The following is a 16,280-nucleotide window of genomic DNA, read 5'->3' as shown; positions in this document are numbered from 1 at the left end:
GCGGGCGTTTTGTCTGCCGTTGAGTTCATTAACGGAGGTGCCGGAAAAATCTTTAGGGAATTTGCAAGGAGATTTTCCCAGGGCCTGGCGATGGATCCGTGAGGCGTTTGCTGACCGTGGCAATCGGCTGCCATCGTGCTTCGGACCTGATTCGTCAGGCCGCACAATACCGTCAGGATTGAGCCCTTCGACAAGCTCAGGGCGAACGGGGCTCCCTTAGTGCCACATAAACAGTCCGTTCAGGCGAGCGGATGGGCTACGACCTTGTTCTTGCCGGTTTGCTTCGCCCGGTACATTGCCTCGTCCGCACGCTGGATGGTGCTGTCCAGCGTGTCGTCGGGTTTCCACTCGGTGACGCCGGCGCTGAAGGTGATGAGTACTTTGCGGTCGTGCGTGAGGAAGAAGTTGCGCGTGAGTTCGCGCTGCAGGCGTACCAAGGCGGCCTGGGCCTGTTCGAGCGTGGTGTCCGGGTAGAGCAGGATGAACTCCTCGCCGCCGTGGCGGGAGATGGTGTCCTGCGGTCGGAGGCTTTGCCGGATGATGGTGGCGAGGTGGACCAGGGCTTCGTCGCCCGTGCGGTGGCCGAAGCTGTCGTTGAGCTGCTTGAAGTTGTCGAGGTCCAGCAGGGCGAGGCTTAGCGGGCTGCGGTGGCGGCGGGCGCGGGCGGCTTCCTTGTCGAAGGCTTCTTCCAGCCCTCGGCGGTTGAGCATGCCGGTGAGCTGGTCGTGGCGCATCAGGCGGCTGGCTTCGTCGAGCTGGTGCTGCAAGGCGTCCATCTTTGCTTCGGCATCGCGCACGCGTTCGCGCGTGGCCTGCAGCTCGTCGCGCGAGCGGGCCGCCTCGTCGCGCATCGTGCGGGTTTCGTGCATGACTTCGAGCAGCACTCCGCCGATCTCGCCGATGTCCTTGGCTGCGGAAATGCGGTCGGCGCAGCTGCCGATGCGGTCGTGGTAGGCGCCGGTGGAGGCGGCAAAGTCGGCGAGGTGGTCGATGAAGCCGGCAAGCATTTCCTTCAGCGAGCGCTGGGCCTCGGAGTGGTTGTGCTTGAGCTGGCTCTGCTTGTAGATGACTTCGCGCAGGCGCCGCTCGGCGTCGTCGATGAGGCGGACGTTGACGGGTTTGCCGACGAGCTCACGCAGAACCTCGATCTGCCCCTGCAGCCAGGTGTCGTCGACGACGATCTGGTCGATGTTCTCGAGCAGCAGGCGCAGAAGGTTGAGGACGCCGGTGTGGATCTCGGCGCGGTCGCCGGCGACGAGCTCGAGGCGGTAGCCGAATTTCCGCAGACGGGGAGACAGCGAGGCGAAGTCTTCGACGGTGGCGCTCGTGCGCGCGGCGCCGGCGAATGCGGCGGCTTCCTGGGCGAGTTCGGGTTGTTCGACCAGAAGGGGCGGCAGGACGGTTTCCAGCACCAGTTGGAGCGCCTCGCGCAGGGCGGCGAGGAGTTCGCCCGCTTCACCGGGTGCGAGAAGCCGGGGCGCGGGGGGCGCGGCGGAAGCGTCGGCCGGAGGTGCCAGGGGGGCGGCGGCACTGGGCCGAGGCGGGAGTATGGCCGTTTCGGACGGTGCCTCGGGACTTGCCGGCAGTTTCGACCAAGCGTCGACGAGTCCGCGCAGGCGGGTGAAGAGCGTCTTGGGGTCGTTTGCGGCGAGCACGCGTTCGAGCGATTCGCGCTTGCGCGCAATGGTCCAGCCGATCTGGCGCGTTTCCCATTGCCGGAGGAGGGTGGCTATGAGCTCGTTCCAGGCGGGTTCCTGGTCCGACTTGAGGCTTGCCAGGTACAGGCCGAAGGCCTGCCGCGCGTTGTCCGTGTTGCCGTCGGCGAGCGCCTGGTCGAGCGCACGCACGAAGCGGGCCCGTTCGGCGGTGTCGCGCGGAAGCTGGCGGGCGAACGAGGCGAGGAGGCGGGCTTCGGCATGCGCTGACGCGGGGGGCGTCCCTGCGACTTCGTGGTAAAGCGCGGTGAAATTCTCGGGTGTCGGCGGAAGGCGCCGGGCTGCTATGAGACGCAGGACTTCACGGGCGATTTCCGACGGCAGGGTGGGGGGCATGGGACGGCCGGCCAGATGGGGAACGGTAGGGGCCGGATATATTAACCCGGAGGATTTCATCCGGGTCGGAGCGCGCTATTGCGGTGGTGCGAATTCGTGCACGAGGGGGCGCGGGGTCACCCGACGATCGGGGTTGCGGCTGGCGGCCGGATATGCAGGGGGCGGCGGACTTCACTCCGCCGGGGGGAGGTTCAGCAGTCGTCGCTCAGGCGGGAGCGCATGCGGAGCATGGCGACCGCGACGATCGTTGCCGCAGCGAGGGTGGTGGCTTCGACGACCTGGCCGGTGCCGAGCATCAGGCCGGAGGCGCCGCCGCAGCCCATCAGAAGGCGATTGATCCACTGTTCCATGTCGGTCTCCGTCGGGAAAGGGCCCTCTGTGGGGCCGTATTGATCGAGTACTGTAAGTATATACAGTATTAGAGCTCGGCTGCAAGTTCATGGGGCGGTGTTCGCGCGTCGGAGGCGGGTTGGGCGAGCAGAAAAAGAAAAGGGGCGCCGAAGCGCCCCTTGATCATGATCCTGCCGTCCTTACTTCTTGCGCGGCGCCGGCACGTCGGTGCAGCTGCCGTGAGCGACTTCGGCGGCCATGCCGACCGTCTCGCCCAGCGTCGGGTGCGGGTGGATGGTCTTGCCGATATCCACTGCGTCCGCGCCCATCTCGATGGCGAGGCAGACTTCGCCGATCATGTCGCCGGCCGAGGGGCCGACGATGGCGCCGCCGATCACGCGATGCGTTTCGGCATCGAAGATCAGCTTGGTGAAGCCGTAGTCGGCGCCGTTGGCGATCGCGCGGCCGGAAGCGGCCCACGGGAACTTGGCGGTCTCGACCTTGCGGCCTTCCTTCTTCGCCTGTTCTTCCGTATAGCCGACCCAGGCCACTTCCGGATGGGTGTAGGCCACGCCCGGGATCACGGTGGCGTCGAAGGCGGACTTCTCGCCGGCGGCGACTTCCGCCGCGACGTGCGCCTCATGCACGGCCTTGTGCGCGAGCATCGGGTTGCCGACGACGTCGCCGATCGCGAAGATGTTGGGCACGTTGGTGCGCATCTGCGCATCGACCGGGATGAAGCCGCGGTCGGTGATGACGACGCCGGCCTTCTCGGCGCCGATCTTCTTGCCGTTCGGGCTGCGGCCGGCCGCCTGCAGGATCATGTCGTAGCGCTGCGGGCCTTGCGGCGCCTTCTCGCCCTCGAACGTGACCCACAGGCCGTCGTCCTTCGCCTCGACGGCGACGGTCTTGGTCTTGAGCATCACGTTGTCGAAGCGGTGGCTGTTCTGCTTCTCCCACACCTTGACGGCGTCGCGGTCGGGGCCCTGCATCAGGCCGTCGAGCATTTCGACGACATCGACGCGGGTGCCGAGGGTGGAGTACACCGTCGCCATTTCCAGGCCGATGATGCCGCCGCCGATGACGAGCATCTTCTGCGGCACGAAGCGGAGCTCCAGCGCGCCGGTCGAATCGACGATGCGCGGGTCGCGCGGGATGAAGGGCAGGTGCACCGCGGCGGATCCCGCAGCGATGATGCACTGCTTGAACTTGATGACCTTCTTCTCGCCGGTCTTGTCCTGACCGTCGCCGGTCGTGACTTCGACCTCGACGTGGTTCGGGTCGAGGAAGCTGCCGTAGCCGCGCACGACCTCGACCTTGCGGCCCTTGGCCATGCCGGCGAGACCGCCGGTGAGCTTGCCGACGACCTTGTCCTTGTGCGCACGCAGGGCGTCGATGTCGACTTCCGGCTTCGCGAATTTGATGCCGGCGGCCGACATGTGCTCGGCCTCGTCCATCACCGCGGCGACGTGCAGCAGCGCCTTCGACGGGATGCAGCCGACGTTCAGGCACACGCCGCCGAGGGTGGCGTAGCGCTCGACGATGACGGTCTTCATGCCGAGGTCGGCGGAGCGGAACGCGGCCGAGTAGCCGCCGGGGCCGGCGCCGAGCACGAGCATGTCGCACTCGATGTCGGCACCACCGGCGTGGCTCGCGGCAGCCGGGGCTGCCACAGGCGCAGCAGCCAGCGCCGCAGGTGCGACGGCCGGAGCCGGCGCGGCTGCGGGGGCTGTGGCAGCGGCCGCACCTGCAGCCTCCACCTTCAGCAGCACGGCGCCTTCGCCGACCTTGTCACCGACCTTGACCAGCACTTCGGTGACGACGCCGGCTGCCGAGGAGGGCACGTCCATCGTCGCCTTGTCCGATTCGAGCGTGCAGATCGCGTCGTCGACCTTGATGGTGTCGCCGACCTTCACGAACAGTTCGATCACCGGGACGGAATCGAAATCGCCGATATCCGGAACCTTGACTTCAACTTGGCTCATGGCATGGCCTCCTTACAGCATGACCCGACGGAAGTCGGCCAGCAGTTGAGCGAGATAGACGTTGAAGCGGGTCGCCAGCGCGCCGTCGATGACGCGGTGGTCGGCCGTGAGCGACATCGGCAGGGTCAGGCGCGGCGCGAACTGCTTGCCGTCCCACACCGGCTTCATCACCGACTTGTTGACGCCGAGGATCGCAACTTCCGGCGCATTGACGATCGGCGCGAAGTAGGTGCCACCGATGCCGCCCAGGCTGGAGATCGTGAAGCACGCGCCGGACATGTCGGCCGGGCCGAGCTTGCCGTCGCGGGCCTTCTTCGCGAGCTCGCCCGTTTCCGCGGCAATCTCGAACACGCTTTTCTTGTCGGCGTTCTTCACGACCGGCACGACCAGGCCGTTCGGAGTGTCCGCGGCGAAGCCGATGTTGAAGTACTTCTTCAGCACCAGATTGTCGCCGTCGAGCGAGGAATTGAACTCGGGGAATTGCTGCAGCGCGCGCACCGAGGCCTTGATGATGAAGGCGAGCATCGTGAGCTTCTTGCCCGACTTCTCGTTTTCCTTGTTGATCGCAACGCGGAAGGCCTCGAGGTCGGTGATGTCGGCGTCCTCGTGGTAGGTCACGGCCGGGATCATCACCCAGTTGCGGGAGAGGTTCTGTGCCGAGATCTTCTTGATGCGCGACAGCGGCTTGGTTTCGATTTCACCGAACTTCGAGAAATCGACCTTCGGCCAGGGCAGCAGATCCAGCCCGCCGCCCAGGCTCGCGCCTGCGGCAGCCGGAGCGGCCTTGCCCGGGACGACGCCGGTCTGCATCGCGCCCTTCACGAAGGCGGTGACGTCTTCCTTCAGGATGCGGCCTTTCGGGCCGGTCGCCTTGACCTGCGCGAGATCGACGCCGAGTTCGCGCGAGTAGGCACGCACGGACGGGCTCGCATGCACCTTGCCGCCGAGGGTGACGGCGGACGGCGCCGCGACAGCGGCCGGAGCGGAGAGCGCCGATTGGCTGAAGGCGGCCGTCGAAGCGGCCGGTGTCGCCTGGACGGCGGTGGTGCCGGCAGCGGCGGGGGCTGCAGGGGCAGACGGAGCCACTGCAGCGGCGGGAGCAGCACCCGCGCCTTCGACGACGATCAGCACGCTGCCCATCGACACCTTGTCGCCGAGCTTGACCTTCACTTCCTTCACGACGCCGGCGGCCGAGGAGGGCACGTCCATCGTCGCCTTGTCCGATTCGAGTGTCGCGATCGCGTCGTCGACCTTGATCGTGTCGCCGACCTTCACGAACAGTTCGATCACGGGCACGTCGGAGAAGTCGCCGATGTCCGGCACGGTGACTTCGATCGGGCCGGCGGCGGCCGGAGCTGCCGCGGGGGCAGCTGCCGGAGCCGGGGCGGCAGCGGCGGGCGCGGGAGCAGCCGCCGGAGCGGGGGCTGCGGCAGGCGCTGCGGCCGCTGCCCCGTTGGCCGTCTCGACCTTGATCAGCACGCTGCCTTCGCCGACCTTGTCGCCGAGGCCGACGAGAATTTCCTTCACGACGCCGGCGGCCGACGACGGCACATCCATCGTCGCCTTGTCCGATTCAAGCGTCGCGATCGCGTCGTCGACCTTGATGGTGTCGCCGACTTTCACGAACAGTTCGATAACCGGGACGGAATCGAAATCGCCGATGTCCGGGACTTTCACTTCAATGATTTGGCTCATGTTCTTGTCTCCCTCGCTCTCTTAGACGCTCATCGGGTTGGGCTTGCTGGGATCGAGGTTGTACTTCAGCAGGGCGGCGGCGACCTTGTCGCGCTCGATCAGCCCGTCGTCGGCGAGGGCTTTCAGTGCGGCAACCGTGACCCAGTGGCGATCCACTTCGAAGAAGTGACGCAGCTTCTCGCGGGTGTCCGAGCGGCCGAAACCGTCGGTGCCGAGCGTCGCGTAGGTGCGCTTGACGAAGGGACGGATCTGCTCCGAGAACATGCGGATGTAGTCGGTTGCGGCGATCACCGGGCCGGTGGTGTCCTTCAGGCACTTCTCGACGTGCGACAGGCGCGGCGCCTCCATCGGGTGCAGCATGTTCCAGCGCTCGGCGTCCTGGCCGTCGCGGGCCAGTTCGTTGAAGCTCGGGCAGCCCCAGATGTCGGACTCGACGCCCCAGTCGTTCTTCAGCAGGTCGGCCGCGGCGATGACTTCGCGGAAGATGGTGCCCGAACCCAGCAGCTGAACGCGCAGCTTGCCTTCACCGCCCTTACGGAACGCGTACATGCCCTTGACGATGTCGGCTTCGGCGCCGGCAGGCATCTCGGGATGCTCGTAGTTCTCGTTCATCACCGTGATGTAGTAGTACACGTCCTGCTGTTCGGCGAACATGCGGCGCATGCCGTCCTGCACGACGACGGCGACTTCGTACTGGAAGGTCGGGTCGTAGCTGACGCAGTTCGGGATCATGTTGGCCAGCAGCAGGCTGTGGCCGTCCTCGTGCTGCAGGCCTTCGCCGTTCAGCGTGGTGCGGCCGGCGGTACCGCCGATGAGGAAGCCGCGCGTGCGCTGGTCGGCTGCCGCCCAGCACAGGTCCATCGTGCGCTGCAGGCCGAACATCGAATAGAAGATGTAGAACGGCACCATCTGCACGCCGTGTACCGAGTAGGCGGTACCGGCGGCGATCCAGTCGGCCATCGCGCCGGCTTCGTTGATGCCTTCCTGCAGCACCTGGCCGGTCTTCGATTCCTTGTAGAACATCAGCTGGTCATGGTCTTCCGGCACGTAGTTCTGGCCCTGCTGGTTCCAGATGCCGTACTGGCGGAACATGCCTTCCATGCCGAAGGTACGCGACTCGTCGGGGACGATCGGCACGATGTGGCGGCCGATCTGCTTGTCCTTGAGCAGCGTGTTCATGATGCGCACGATCGCCATCGTGGTCGACAGCTCGCGGCCTTCGCCGGATGCCTTCAGCAGCGCGGCGAAGTTGTCGAGTGCGGGCACGGCCAGCGGGTCGGCGGTGCGGCGGCGCTGCGGCAGGAAGCCGCCGAGCGACACGCGGCGCTCCATCATGTACTTGTATTCGGGCGAATCCTCGGCGAACTTGAGGTAGGGCAGCTCGGCGAGCTTGTCGTCCGGCACGGGGATGCCGAAGCGGTCGCGGAAGCGGCGGATCGCCTCTTCGTCGAGCTTCTTCTGCTGGTGCGAGATGTTCATCGCCTCGCCGGCCTGGCCCATGCCGAAGCCCTTGACGGTCTTGGCGAGGATCAGCGTCGGGGCGCCCTTGTGCTCGACGGCGGCCTTGTAGGCCGAGAAGATCTTGAACAGGTCGTGGCCGCCGCGGTTCAGCTGCCAGACCTCGTCGTCGGTCCAGTCGGCAACCATCGCCTTCAGTTCCGGGGTGTTGAAGAAGTGCTCGCGCACGTAGGCGCCGTTCTTCGCCTTGAAGGTCTGGTACTCGCCGTCGACGCATTCCATCATGCGCTTCTTCAGCAGACCCTTGGTGTCGCGGGCGAGGAGCGCATCCCAGTGCGTGCCCCAGATCAGCTTGATGACGTTCCAGCCGGCGCCGCGGAATTCGGCTTCCAGCTCCTGGATGATCTTGCCGTTGCCGCGCACCGGGCCGTCCAGGCGCTGCAGGTTGCAGTTGATGACGAAGACCAGGTTGTCGAGCTTTTCGCGCCCGGCCATGCCGATCGCGCCCAGCGATTCGACCTCGTCGGTCTCGCCGTCGCCGAGGAAGGCCCAGACCTTGCGGTCCTGCGCCTTGGCCATGTCGCGGCTGTCCATGTACTTCATGAAGCGTGCGGCGTAGATCGCGCACAGCGGGCCGAGGCCCATCGACACGGTCGGGAACTGCCAGAAGTCCGGCATCAGCCAGGGGTGCGGGTAGGACGAGATGCCCTTGCCGTCGACTTCCTGGCGGAAGCTGTCCATCTGCTCTTCGGTCAGGCGGCCGAGCATGAAGGCGCGCGCATAGACGCCGGGGACCGAGTGGCCCTGGAAGAAGATCAGGTCGCCGCCGTGTTCGGCGGAGGGCGCGCGCCAGAAGTGCGAGAAGCCCACGTCGTAGAGGGCTGCAGCGGAGGCGAAGGAGGCAATGTGGCCGCCGACGTTGGTGTGCTTGTTCGCGCGCACGACCATCGCCATCGCGTTCCAGCGGATGTACGAATGGAGCTTGATCTCCATGTCCGGGTTGCCCGGGTACTTCGGCTGCTGGCTGGCGGGGATGGTGTTGATGTACTGCGTCGTCGCCGAGTAGGGGATGTCGATCCCTTCTTCGCGGCCGGCTTCGATCAGCTTCTCGATCAGGAAATGCGCACGGTCCTGGCCTTCATTGGCGACGACGGCCTGGAGGGCGTCCAGCCATTCCTGGGTCTCGATCGTGTCCGGGTCCGTCTGCAGCGTTACGTTGGGTGTCGCGGCCATGCTCTGTCTCCGTGTGTTGAGCTTCGCGGTTGGCGAATCCGCCCTTGAGAGGTGGTTCGGGTCGAATCCGTGAGGTGCCGGTCGAGGTCGTCGAGCAGCGTTTTTCGCATTCTAAAACGAGATTTCAGGATGTGCAATAACTCCCGATGCTCATTTCGGGCATGGAAACGGGCACGCGGAAAGCACGGCAAAAGCCGCAGCGCGAACGGCATCTGGCGCGTTCGTGGGAGCGGTGGCGGGACGAGTGCAACGGGGAACGGAAGAACCGCCGGGGTGGCGGCGGGGAAAAAAATCGGCCGGGAGAAAGGGAGGGAGAGGAAGATCTCCCGGCCGATTCGGAAAGCGGAAAGCAGAGGGGCTAGCGGCCCGATGCCCTGCGACGGTCTTCATCGTAGGCAAATACCACGCGACCGTCGCGTACCTCGCCCATGAAAATATCATGAACGCTGGTAATCGTCTCGTGGCGGTCCTTCGAAAAGGGGGTGCGATACGTCATGACCACGCCCTCGATCTTCTCGTTCAGGTTTTCCAGCGCCTCGCGGACGCGGTCGCCATCGGTGGTGCCTGCCTGGCGGATCGCTGCGGCGAGCAGAAGGAGGGAATCATACCCCTGAGCGGCCGCCGGGGGGACAGGAATGCGCCCGCTGCCGGTCGACTCGCGCCATGCCTCGATGAAGGCCTTGCGCCGGCTGCTTGTCGGCTCCGGAATGAATGTCTGCGGCATGCGTGCGCCTTCTGCGTTGGGGCCGGCGTTGTCGATGAAGTTCGACATCGCCAGAGTCCAGCTGCCGATCAGCGGCACACGCCAGTTGATGCGCGCCATGCCGTTGGCGATCTGGGCGAGCTCGGGCCCGATGCCGTAGGTGAGGATTGCCTCCGCTCCGGCCTCGCGTGCACGACGCAGCGGCATGGTCATGTCCGTCTGCTGCAGGTTGAAGCGTTCGACCGCCACCGGCTTCAGGTTGCGCTCGGCGAGCGTGCGTTCGAGATCCTCGCGTCCGAGCTGACCATAATTCGTCGCGTCGTGGAAGATCGCCACGCGCTTCAGCCCGCGCCGCTCGACGGCTTCGCTGACGATCATCGCGGCCTGTATCGTGTCGTTTGCCGAGATACGAAAGACGAAGTTGTCCGGATGTTGCGGCGGCAGGAATTGCCGGGTCACGATTGAGCCTGTCGCGACCGAGGTGATGACCGGGATGCGCGCCTCCTGATAGAAGCGCTGGCTCGCGAGGGCGACGCCGGTGTTGGCGATGCCCAGTCCGGCCACCACGCGATGCTTGTTGATGAGCTCCTGCACCACCTGGGCGCCGCGCTCGTTGCGCGCTTCGTCGTCGCGCTCGATGAGTTCGATCGGGCGGCCGAGGATGCCGCCTTTCGCATTCAGCTCCGCGGCGGCGATGCGGATGCCCTCGCGCATGGAGATCCCCATCGGGCTGGAGCCACCGGTGAACGGTCCGGACACCCCGATGCGTATGGGGTCGGCCGCGAGCGCGGGCAGGGCGAGGAGATACAGCAGTGCGAGGAGCAGGCGCAGCACGCGGAGATCTCTCATCAGGTGAGGAAGGCCAACAATGTACGTGGGGGGGCGGCCGGGCAGAATTGGCGAAAACCCCAAGCGCAGCGGCGGTGGCCTTCCTTAGGGGAAAACCCGACTGACGCCGCCGCGCCGCCCCCATGACAATTGCGGCGGACCGCGCCTCTTGTGCAGACGCGCGCGCGTTCAAGCTGCCGTCCGTCCCCGCCGCCTGCCCTGCATTCCGATGCCCGATTCCGCCGATTCCGTCCGCCTTGCGCGGACCCGCCTGTACTGGACCGCCCCCTACGTGGCGGTGGGCATCTTCGCGCTCACGATGCTGGGGCTGGTGTGGCTGCTGCAGTTGCGCGACGCGGAAACGCAGCGCAACGCGGTCGCGCGCGACGTGCAGTGGGCCGAGCAGACGATGCGCCTGCACATGCAGGGAACCGAGGAGTTCCTCAACCAGCTCGCCCGCGACCTCGCCGTGTCGGCGCTCGACCAGAACGGCTTCCAGGTGCGCGCCAACCAGCACATCGCCAACAACGGCGAGCTCGTGAACGTCGTGTGGGTCGGTCCGGAAGAGCTGGTGCGCTGGACCGCGCCCTTCGATACCACCGACTGGCTGACCGGCGATGCGCTGTCGCGTGTCCAGGCGACCGCCATGTATCGCGCACGCGACACGGGGCATGCGACCTATGGCGAGGCCTATCAGACGCCGGGCAAGCGTTACGTGCTGGATGTGTTCGTCCCGGTGCGCCACGGGCGCGAGTTCCTGGGGGCGATCGTCGGCGTGTATTCGATCGAGCGCGTGCTGCAGTATCTCGTGCCCAGCTGGTTCGGCGAGAAGTACCACCTGGCGCTGATCGGCCCGCAGGGCGAGACGCTGGCGGTCAACTCCAGCGTCGTGGACCTCGACCAGTCGATCTCGTATTCGATTCCGCTCGATCCTCCCGGCACCGGCCTGGTGCTGCGTGCAACCGCCTTCCGCACCCCCAGCCAGCTGCCGCAGGCCCTGCCGACGGCGATGATCGTCGGCCTGTCGGTGATCGTGTTGTGGACCCTGTGGCTGCTGCGGTCGCACGTGCAGCGGCGCGTGCGCGTGGAGAAGGAGCGCGACCGGCTGTTCAACCTGTCGCTCGACCTGCTGTGCATCGTCGGCCTCGATGGCGTGTTCCGCCGCGCCAACCCGGCATTCGAGCGCATCCTCGGCTACCTGCCGGACGAACTGCCCGGGCGGCCGCTGCTCGATCTCGTGCATGCCGACGACGTTCCCTTCGCCGTCGAGCAGATGCGCCGGCTCGCGGACGGTCAGCCGGTGAGCTTCGAGATCCGCTGCCGTTGCGCCGACGGCAGCTTCCGCTGGCTGGACTGGAGCATCAACCCGGTGCGCGAGGAAAAGCTGGTGTATGCCGTCGCGCACGACATCACCGGCCGCAAGGCGGGCGAGGAGGCATTGCGCGCGGAGTCGGCCTTCCGCAAGGCGATGGAAGAATCGGTGATGACCGGCATGCGCGCCATCGATCTCACGGGCCGGATCATCTATGTGAACTCCGCCTTCTGCCGCATGGTCGGCTTCGAGGAGGAGGAGCTCCTCGGAGCCACGCGTCCCTTCCCGTACTGGGCTCCCGAGGAGCTCGAGGCGTGCAGCCACAACCTGGACCTGACCCTGCTGGGCCGGGCGCCGCCGAGCGGCTTCGAGATGCACATCCGGCGCAAGAACGGCGAGCGCATCGACGCGCGCTTCTACCTCTCGCCGCTGATCGACGCCAATGGCGTGCAGACCGGCTGGATGGCCTCGGTCACCGACATCACCGAGCCGAAGCGCATCCGCGCCGCGTTGGAGGCTGCCCACGAGCGCTTCGAGGCGGTGATCGACGGTCTGGAGGCGGCGGTGTTCGTCGCGGATGCGCGTACCGACGAGATCCTGTTCGCCAACCGCGCGTTCAAGAACATCCATGGCTTCGACGCCGTCGGGCGGACGGTGCGCGTCGTCGCCGTGCCGCAGCCCGAGCGCGGCGATTATCCGGTCGACCCGCGTGGCCTGACCGCCGCCGACCTGCCGCGCGAACTCTTCGACGGCGAACTGCAGCATCCGCTTTCCGGCCGCTGGTATCACGTGCGGGAACACGCGACGCGCTGGGTGGACGGGCGCGTCGTGCGCATGGGCATCGCCACCGACATCACCGAGCGCAAGCAGACCGCCGAAGTCTCGCGCCAGCAGGCCGAGCGCCTGCAGCGCACCTCGCGCCTGATCACGATGGGCGAGATGGCGTCCACGCTCGCGCACGAGCTCAACCAGCCGCTGTCGGCCATCGCCAACTACTGCATGGGCTGCGTGACGCGCATCCAGTCCGGCAGCGCGCGCGAGGAAGACCTGCTGGCGGCGATGCAGAAGGCGAGCTTCCAGGCCGAGCGCGCCGGCAAGATCATCCGCCGCGTCCGCGAGTTCGTGAAGAAGAGCGAGCCGCGGCGCAGTGCGGTGCAGATCTCCGACGTGCTCGACGACGCGATCGGTTTCGCCGAGATCGACGCCCGGCGCATGAGTTCGCGCATCGTGTCGGAGGTCGATCCCGACCTGCCCGCGGTGTTTGCGGACCGCATCATGATCGAGCAGGTCGCGCTGAACCTGATCAAGAACGGCATCGACGCGATGGCCGACCTGCCGCCCGAGCTGCGCGTGCTCACGGTGCGCGCGCGCGCACTGGGCCCGCGGGCGGTCGAAGTGGCCGTGATCGACCGCGGCCACGGCATCGGCGAAGAGGAGCGCAGCCACCTGTTCACGCCTTTCTACACGACCAAGTCGGAAGGCATGGGCATGGGACTCAACATCTGCCGCTCGATCATCGAGTTTCATGACGGGCGATTGATTGTGGACTCCAATCCGGAAGGGGGTACCATCTTCTCATTCACCTTGCCTACAGAGTTCGCCAGTGACCGCACCGTCCGCCGCACCTGAACAATGCATCTACGTCATCGACGACGACGAAGCCCTGCGCGATTCACTCGTGTGGCTGCTCGAATCGAGCGGCTATCGCGTGCAGGCATGGGAGTCGGCCGAGAGCTTCCTGCGTGACTACCTGCCGACGATGACCGGTTGCGTCGTGCTCGACGTGCGCATGCCCGGCATGAGCGGGCTGGAACTCTTCGAGGAGCTCAAGCGTCGGCACTTCACGCTGCCAGTGATTTTCATCACCGGCCATGGCGACGTGCCGATGGCAGTATCGGCAGTGAAGAAGGGTGCCGTCGATTTCATCGAGAAGCCGTTCAGCGAGCGCGACATGCTGAGCCTGATCTCGGAATGCCTTGCGGCCGAGCAGGAGAGCCGGGACAAGCGACAGCTCGAGGCCGATACCGCACGGCGCCTCACTCACCTCACGCAGCGCGAGCGCGAGGTGCTGGATCTCATCATCGCGGGCAAGCTCAACAAGCAGATCGCCGACGTGCTCGGCATCAGCATCAAGACGGTGGAGGTACACCGTGCGCGCGTGATGGAGAAGATGGAGGCCAACTCGCTGGCCGAACTCGTGCAGAACGTGCTGGCGGTGCCCGGAGGTGGCGGCCGCTGACGGGTGTGCTGCCTGTTGCAGGAGGAGTCATGGGCGTCGGGAAGTGTCTGGTCGCAGTCCTCGTCCTCGGGTGCATGGCCCCGGCCATTGCCGCCCCCGACCGACCCGCGGAGCAGCTGGTGCGCGAGCGCTGTCGCAAGTGCCACGGCATGAACGGCCTGAGCGGCGAGGCGGAGTTTCCCAAGCTTGCGGGGCAGGACGTCGAATACCTTACCCGGCAGATGGCCAACTTCAAGACCGGCGTGCGCACGAGCAAGCGCATGAAACAGCGCGTCGAAGACCTCTCCGGCGGTGAAATGCGCGCGCTGGCCGAATATTTCAGCGCCAAGCCGATCGTGCCGGAGCGGGACGCCGACCCGGTGCAGGTCGACATCGGCCGCCACATCTATTATTCGGGCATCCCGGCGAAAGGCGTCACGGCCTGCACGACCTGCCATGGCCCGCAGGGCCGCGGCGCAATGTACCTGCCGCGCCTCGCCGGACAGCACGCGCAGTATCTGGCCTCGCAGTTGCGGGCTTTCCGCGAGCATTCCCGCACCTCGCCCAACATGGTCATGCACACGGTGGTGGAGAACATTGCCGACGCGGAGATCGAGGCAGTCGCGAAGTTTCTCAGCGTGATGGAGTGAAGGTCGTCGGCGGACGTGCCGCCGATCGTTTCCTGTTCGTCGCTGTGGCTCAAGTTTGGGGACGTTCACCCGTTAATGGCGCTTATCAATTTAATATTTGCGGCCATTAAAATTAGAGGGGATATCTTGTGCCGAATCTTTACGGACTGAGTGTGGGATTCCGTCTGCGGCTGATCGTGATCGTCGCTTTCGTCTTGTTCGCCGCGGTGATGGTCCAGGCCGTGGTCTCCTTCCGGGGAGCAATGGAGGACGAACGCAAGGGAACCGTCCGGCATGCCGTGGAGGCCGTCCATGGCACGCTCGAGTACTTCCACAAGCGCGAGGCGGCAGGCGAGATGAGCCGCGAGGATGCCCAGGCGGCCGCGAAGGCGGCGGTCAAGGGCTTGCGCCACGGTGATGGCGAGTACTTCTTCATCACCGACATGCATCCGCATACCCTGATGCACCCGATCAAGCCGGAGCTCGACGGGCGCGACATGAGCGACGCCGCCGATCCCAAGGGAAAGCGCCTGTTCGTCGAGTTCGTCAAGGTCGTGCGCAAGGATGGCGCCGGGTTCGTCGACTACCTCTGGCCCAAGCCCGGCGAAAGCGAGCCGCAGCCGAAGATTTCCTACGTCAAGGGGTTTGCGCCCTGGGGCTGGATCCTCGGGACTGGCGTCTACGTGAATGACATGGACCGCGTCTTCTGGCGTCAGACCACCGAGACCCTGATCTTCGGCGGCGTTGCCGCGCTGCTGCTGATTCTCGTTTCCTGGCGAATCGGTCGCGGCATCCTGCGCCAGCTCGGCGGCGAGCCGTCGGAGCTGCAGCGTGTCGCCGCACGGATCGCCGAGCGCGACCTGACGTCGCACGTCAAGGTGAAGGAGGGCGATTCTCGCAGCATCACCTACGCGATGGACCAGATGCAGTCGCGGCTCGCCGAGGTCATCCGGCGCGTGCGCGACAATGCCCACGACGTGACCGATGCCGTGCGCCAGGCGGCCGACGCGGGGCAGGCGATCCACGACGCGGCGCTGCACCAGACCGAGGTTGCCGGCAGTACCGCGGCCGCCATCGAGCAGATGGCCGTGAGCATCGCCCACGTGTCCGACAACACCGACGAAGCGCGCAACAACTCGCAGCGCACCGCGGAGGTCGCCCAGCGCGGCGAGGATCTCGCCCGCGACGCCTCGGAGGGCATTGCGCAGATTTCCGACACCGTGGCGAGCGCCGCCAAGCAGATCCAGGTGCTGCGCGACCGCTCCGGCGAGATCGGCGAAATCGCCGACGTGATCCGCGAGATCTCCGACCAGACGAATCTCCTGGCGCTCAACGCGGCGATCGAGGCGGCACGCGCGGGCGAGCAGGGCCGCGGTTTCGCCGTCGTCGCCGACGAGGTGCGCAAGCTCGCCGAACGTACTGGTGCGGCCACGGCGCAGATCTCGCAGGTGATCGTATCGGTGAAGGCCGAGACCGAGAGCGCGGTGGCAAGCATCGAAGAGATCGTGCCCAAGGTGGACTCGGGCGCCCGCCGTTCCAAGGAGGCCGCCGACGCATTGCGCCAGATCCGCGAGGGGGCGCACGACACGCTGGGTCGCCTTGAAGACGTCGTGCTGTCGATGAAGGAGCTCACCGCGGCGAGCAACAGCGTCGCGACCAACATGCAGGAGGTCGCACAGATGGCCGAGCGCAGCAGCAGCGAAATCCGCAGCAGCACCGAGTCGACGGAAAAACTGAAGCACAGCGCCGAGGCGTTGGAGGCCCTCACCGCGGGTTTCCGCGTCGACTGAAATCCTTCCGGTACGGGGCATTTTGCCCCGTTTGATCCTGGTCAATAG

General features: G+C 66.2%; 10 protein-coding genes. 4 read left to right on the top strand and 6 right to left on the bottom strand.

Annotation, left to right across the window (positions count from 1 at the left end):
• Nucleotides 1-239 precede the first annotated feature (239 nt).
• The 6 genes from U5817_RS17530 to U5817_RS17505 form a co-directional block, all read right to left on the bottom strand.
• On the bottom strand, nucleotides 240-2,051 hold the full coding sequence (locus tag U5817_RS17530; protein ID WP_407278250.1) for a diguanylate cyclase: 1,812 nt from the start codon (nucleotides 2,049-2,051) through the stop codon (nucleotides 240-242).
• A 191-nt stretch (nucleotides 2,052-2,242) separates the two neighbouring features.
• A complete protein-coding gene (locus tag U5817_RS17525; protein ID WP_407278249.1) occupies nucleotides 2,243-2,401 on the bottom strand; it encodes a hypothetical protein in 159 nt (52 codons plus the stop codon).
• 180 nt (nucleotides 2,402-2,581) lie between these two features.
• Nucleotides 2,582-4,366 carry a dihydrolipoyl dehydrogenase gene (lpdA, locus tag U5817_RS17520; RefSeq protein WP_407278248.1) on the bottom strand — a complete coding sequence of 595 codons (1,785 nt, stop codon included), beginning with the start codon at nucleotides 4,364-4,366 and terminating at the stop codon, nucleotides 2,582-2,584.
• 12 nt (nucleotides 4,367-4,378) lie between these two features.
• A complete protein-coding gene (aceF, locus tag U5817_RS17515) occupies nucleotides 4,379-6,061 on the bottom strand; it encodes a dihydrolipoyllysine-residue acetyltransferase (protein ID WP_169132272.1) in 1,683 nt (560 codons plus the stop codon).
• Between the two features lie 21 nt (nucleotides 6,062-6,082).
• Complete coding sequence (gene aceE, locus U5817_RS17510) at nucleotides 6,083-8,752, bottom strand: pyruvate dehydrogenase (acetyl-transferring), homodimeric type (RefSeq protein WP_407278247.1); 2,670 nt, start codon at nucleotides 8,750-8,752, stop codon at nucleotides 6,083-6,085.
• A gap of 358 nt (nucleotides 8,753-9,110) precedes the next feature.
• Nucleotides 9,111-10,304, bottom strand: a complete 1,194-nt coding sequence (locus tag U5817_RS17505; RefSeq protein WP_407278246.1) for an ABC transporter substrate-binding protein — start codon at nucleotides 10,302-10,304, stop codon at nucleotides 9,111-9,113.
• Between the two features lie 208 nt (nucleotides 10,305-10,512).
• Here U5817_RS17505 and U5817_RS17500 point away from each other — a divergent pair, with 208 nt between their 5' ends.
• From U5817_RS17500 to U5817_RS17485, 4 genes are all read left to right on the top strand, one after another.
• Nucleotides 10,513-13,224, top strand: coding sequence for a PAS domain S-box protein (locus U5817_RS17500; protein ID WP_169132275.1), 2,712 nt, complete (start codon nucleotides 10,513-10,515; stop codon nucleotides 13,222-13,224).
• Entirely contained in the window at nucleotides 13,199-13,834 is a 636-nt protein-coding gene (locus U5817_RS17495) for a response regulator transcription factor (RefSeq protein ID WP_407278245.1), read from the top strand. Before U5817_RS17500 ends, U5817_RS17495 begins: the two co-directional genes overlap by 26 nt.
• A gap of 29 nt (nucleotides 13,835-13,863) precedes the next feature.
• Nucleotides 13,864-14,463, top strand: a complete 600-nt coding sequence (locus U5817_RS17490) for a c-type cytochrome (RefSeq protein ID WP_407278244.1) — start codon at nucleotides 13,864-13,866, stop codon at nucleotides 14,461-14,463.
• Between the two features lie 152 nt (nucleotides 14,464-14,615).
• Nucleotides 14,616-16,232, top strand: coding sequence for a methyl-accepting chemotaxis protein (locus U5817_RS17485; protein WP_169132278.1), 1,617 nt, complete (start codon nucleotides 14,616-14,618; stop codon nucleotides 16,230-16,232).
• The last annotated feature ends 48 nt before the right edge of the window (nucleotides 16,233-16,280 follow it).

The organism is Aromatoleum evansii (assembly GCF_045689615.1).
Classification (GTDB): Bacteria; Pseudomonadota; Gammaproteobacteria; order Burkholderiales; family Rhodocyclaceae; genus Aromatoleum; species Aromatoleum evansii.
This window is presented reverse-complemented; position numbering and strand designations above follow the sequence as displayed.

Bases quoted from the DNA above. Each gene is read 5' to 3' on its own strand.
- lpdA (WP_407278248.1), bottom strand. From the start codon at position 4,366: ATGAGCCAAGTTGAAGTCAAGGTTCCGGATATCGGCGATTTCGATTCC.
- U5817_RS17500 (WP_169132275.1), top strand. From the start codon at position 10,513: ATGCCCGATTCCGCCGATTCCGTCCGCCTTGCGCGGACCCGCCTGTAC.
- U5817_RS17525 (WP_407278249.1), bottom strand. From the start codon at position 2,401: ATGGAACAGTGGATCAATCGCCTTCTGATGGGCTGCGGCGGCGCCTCC.
- U5817_RS17490 (WP_407278244.1), top strand. From the start codon at position 13,864: ATGGGCGTCGGGAAGTGTCTGGTCGCAGTCCTCGTCCTCGGGTGCATG.
- aceE (WP_407278247.1), bottom strand. From the start codon at position 8,752: ATGGCCGCGACACCCAACGTAACGCTGCAGACGGACCCGGACACGATC.
- U5817_RS17505 (WP_407278246.1), bottom strand. From the start codon at position 10,304: ATGAGAGATCTCCGCGTGCTGCGCCTGCTCCTCGCACTGCTGTATCTC.
- U5817_RS17530 (WP_407278250.1), bottom strand. From the start codon at position 2,051: ATGCCCCCCACCCTGCCGTCGGAAATCGCCCGTGAAGTCCTGCGTCTC.
- aceF (WP_169132272.1), bottom strand. From the start codon at position 6,061: ATGAGCCAAATCATTGAAGTGAAAGTCCCGGACATCGGCGATTTCGAT.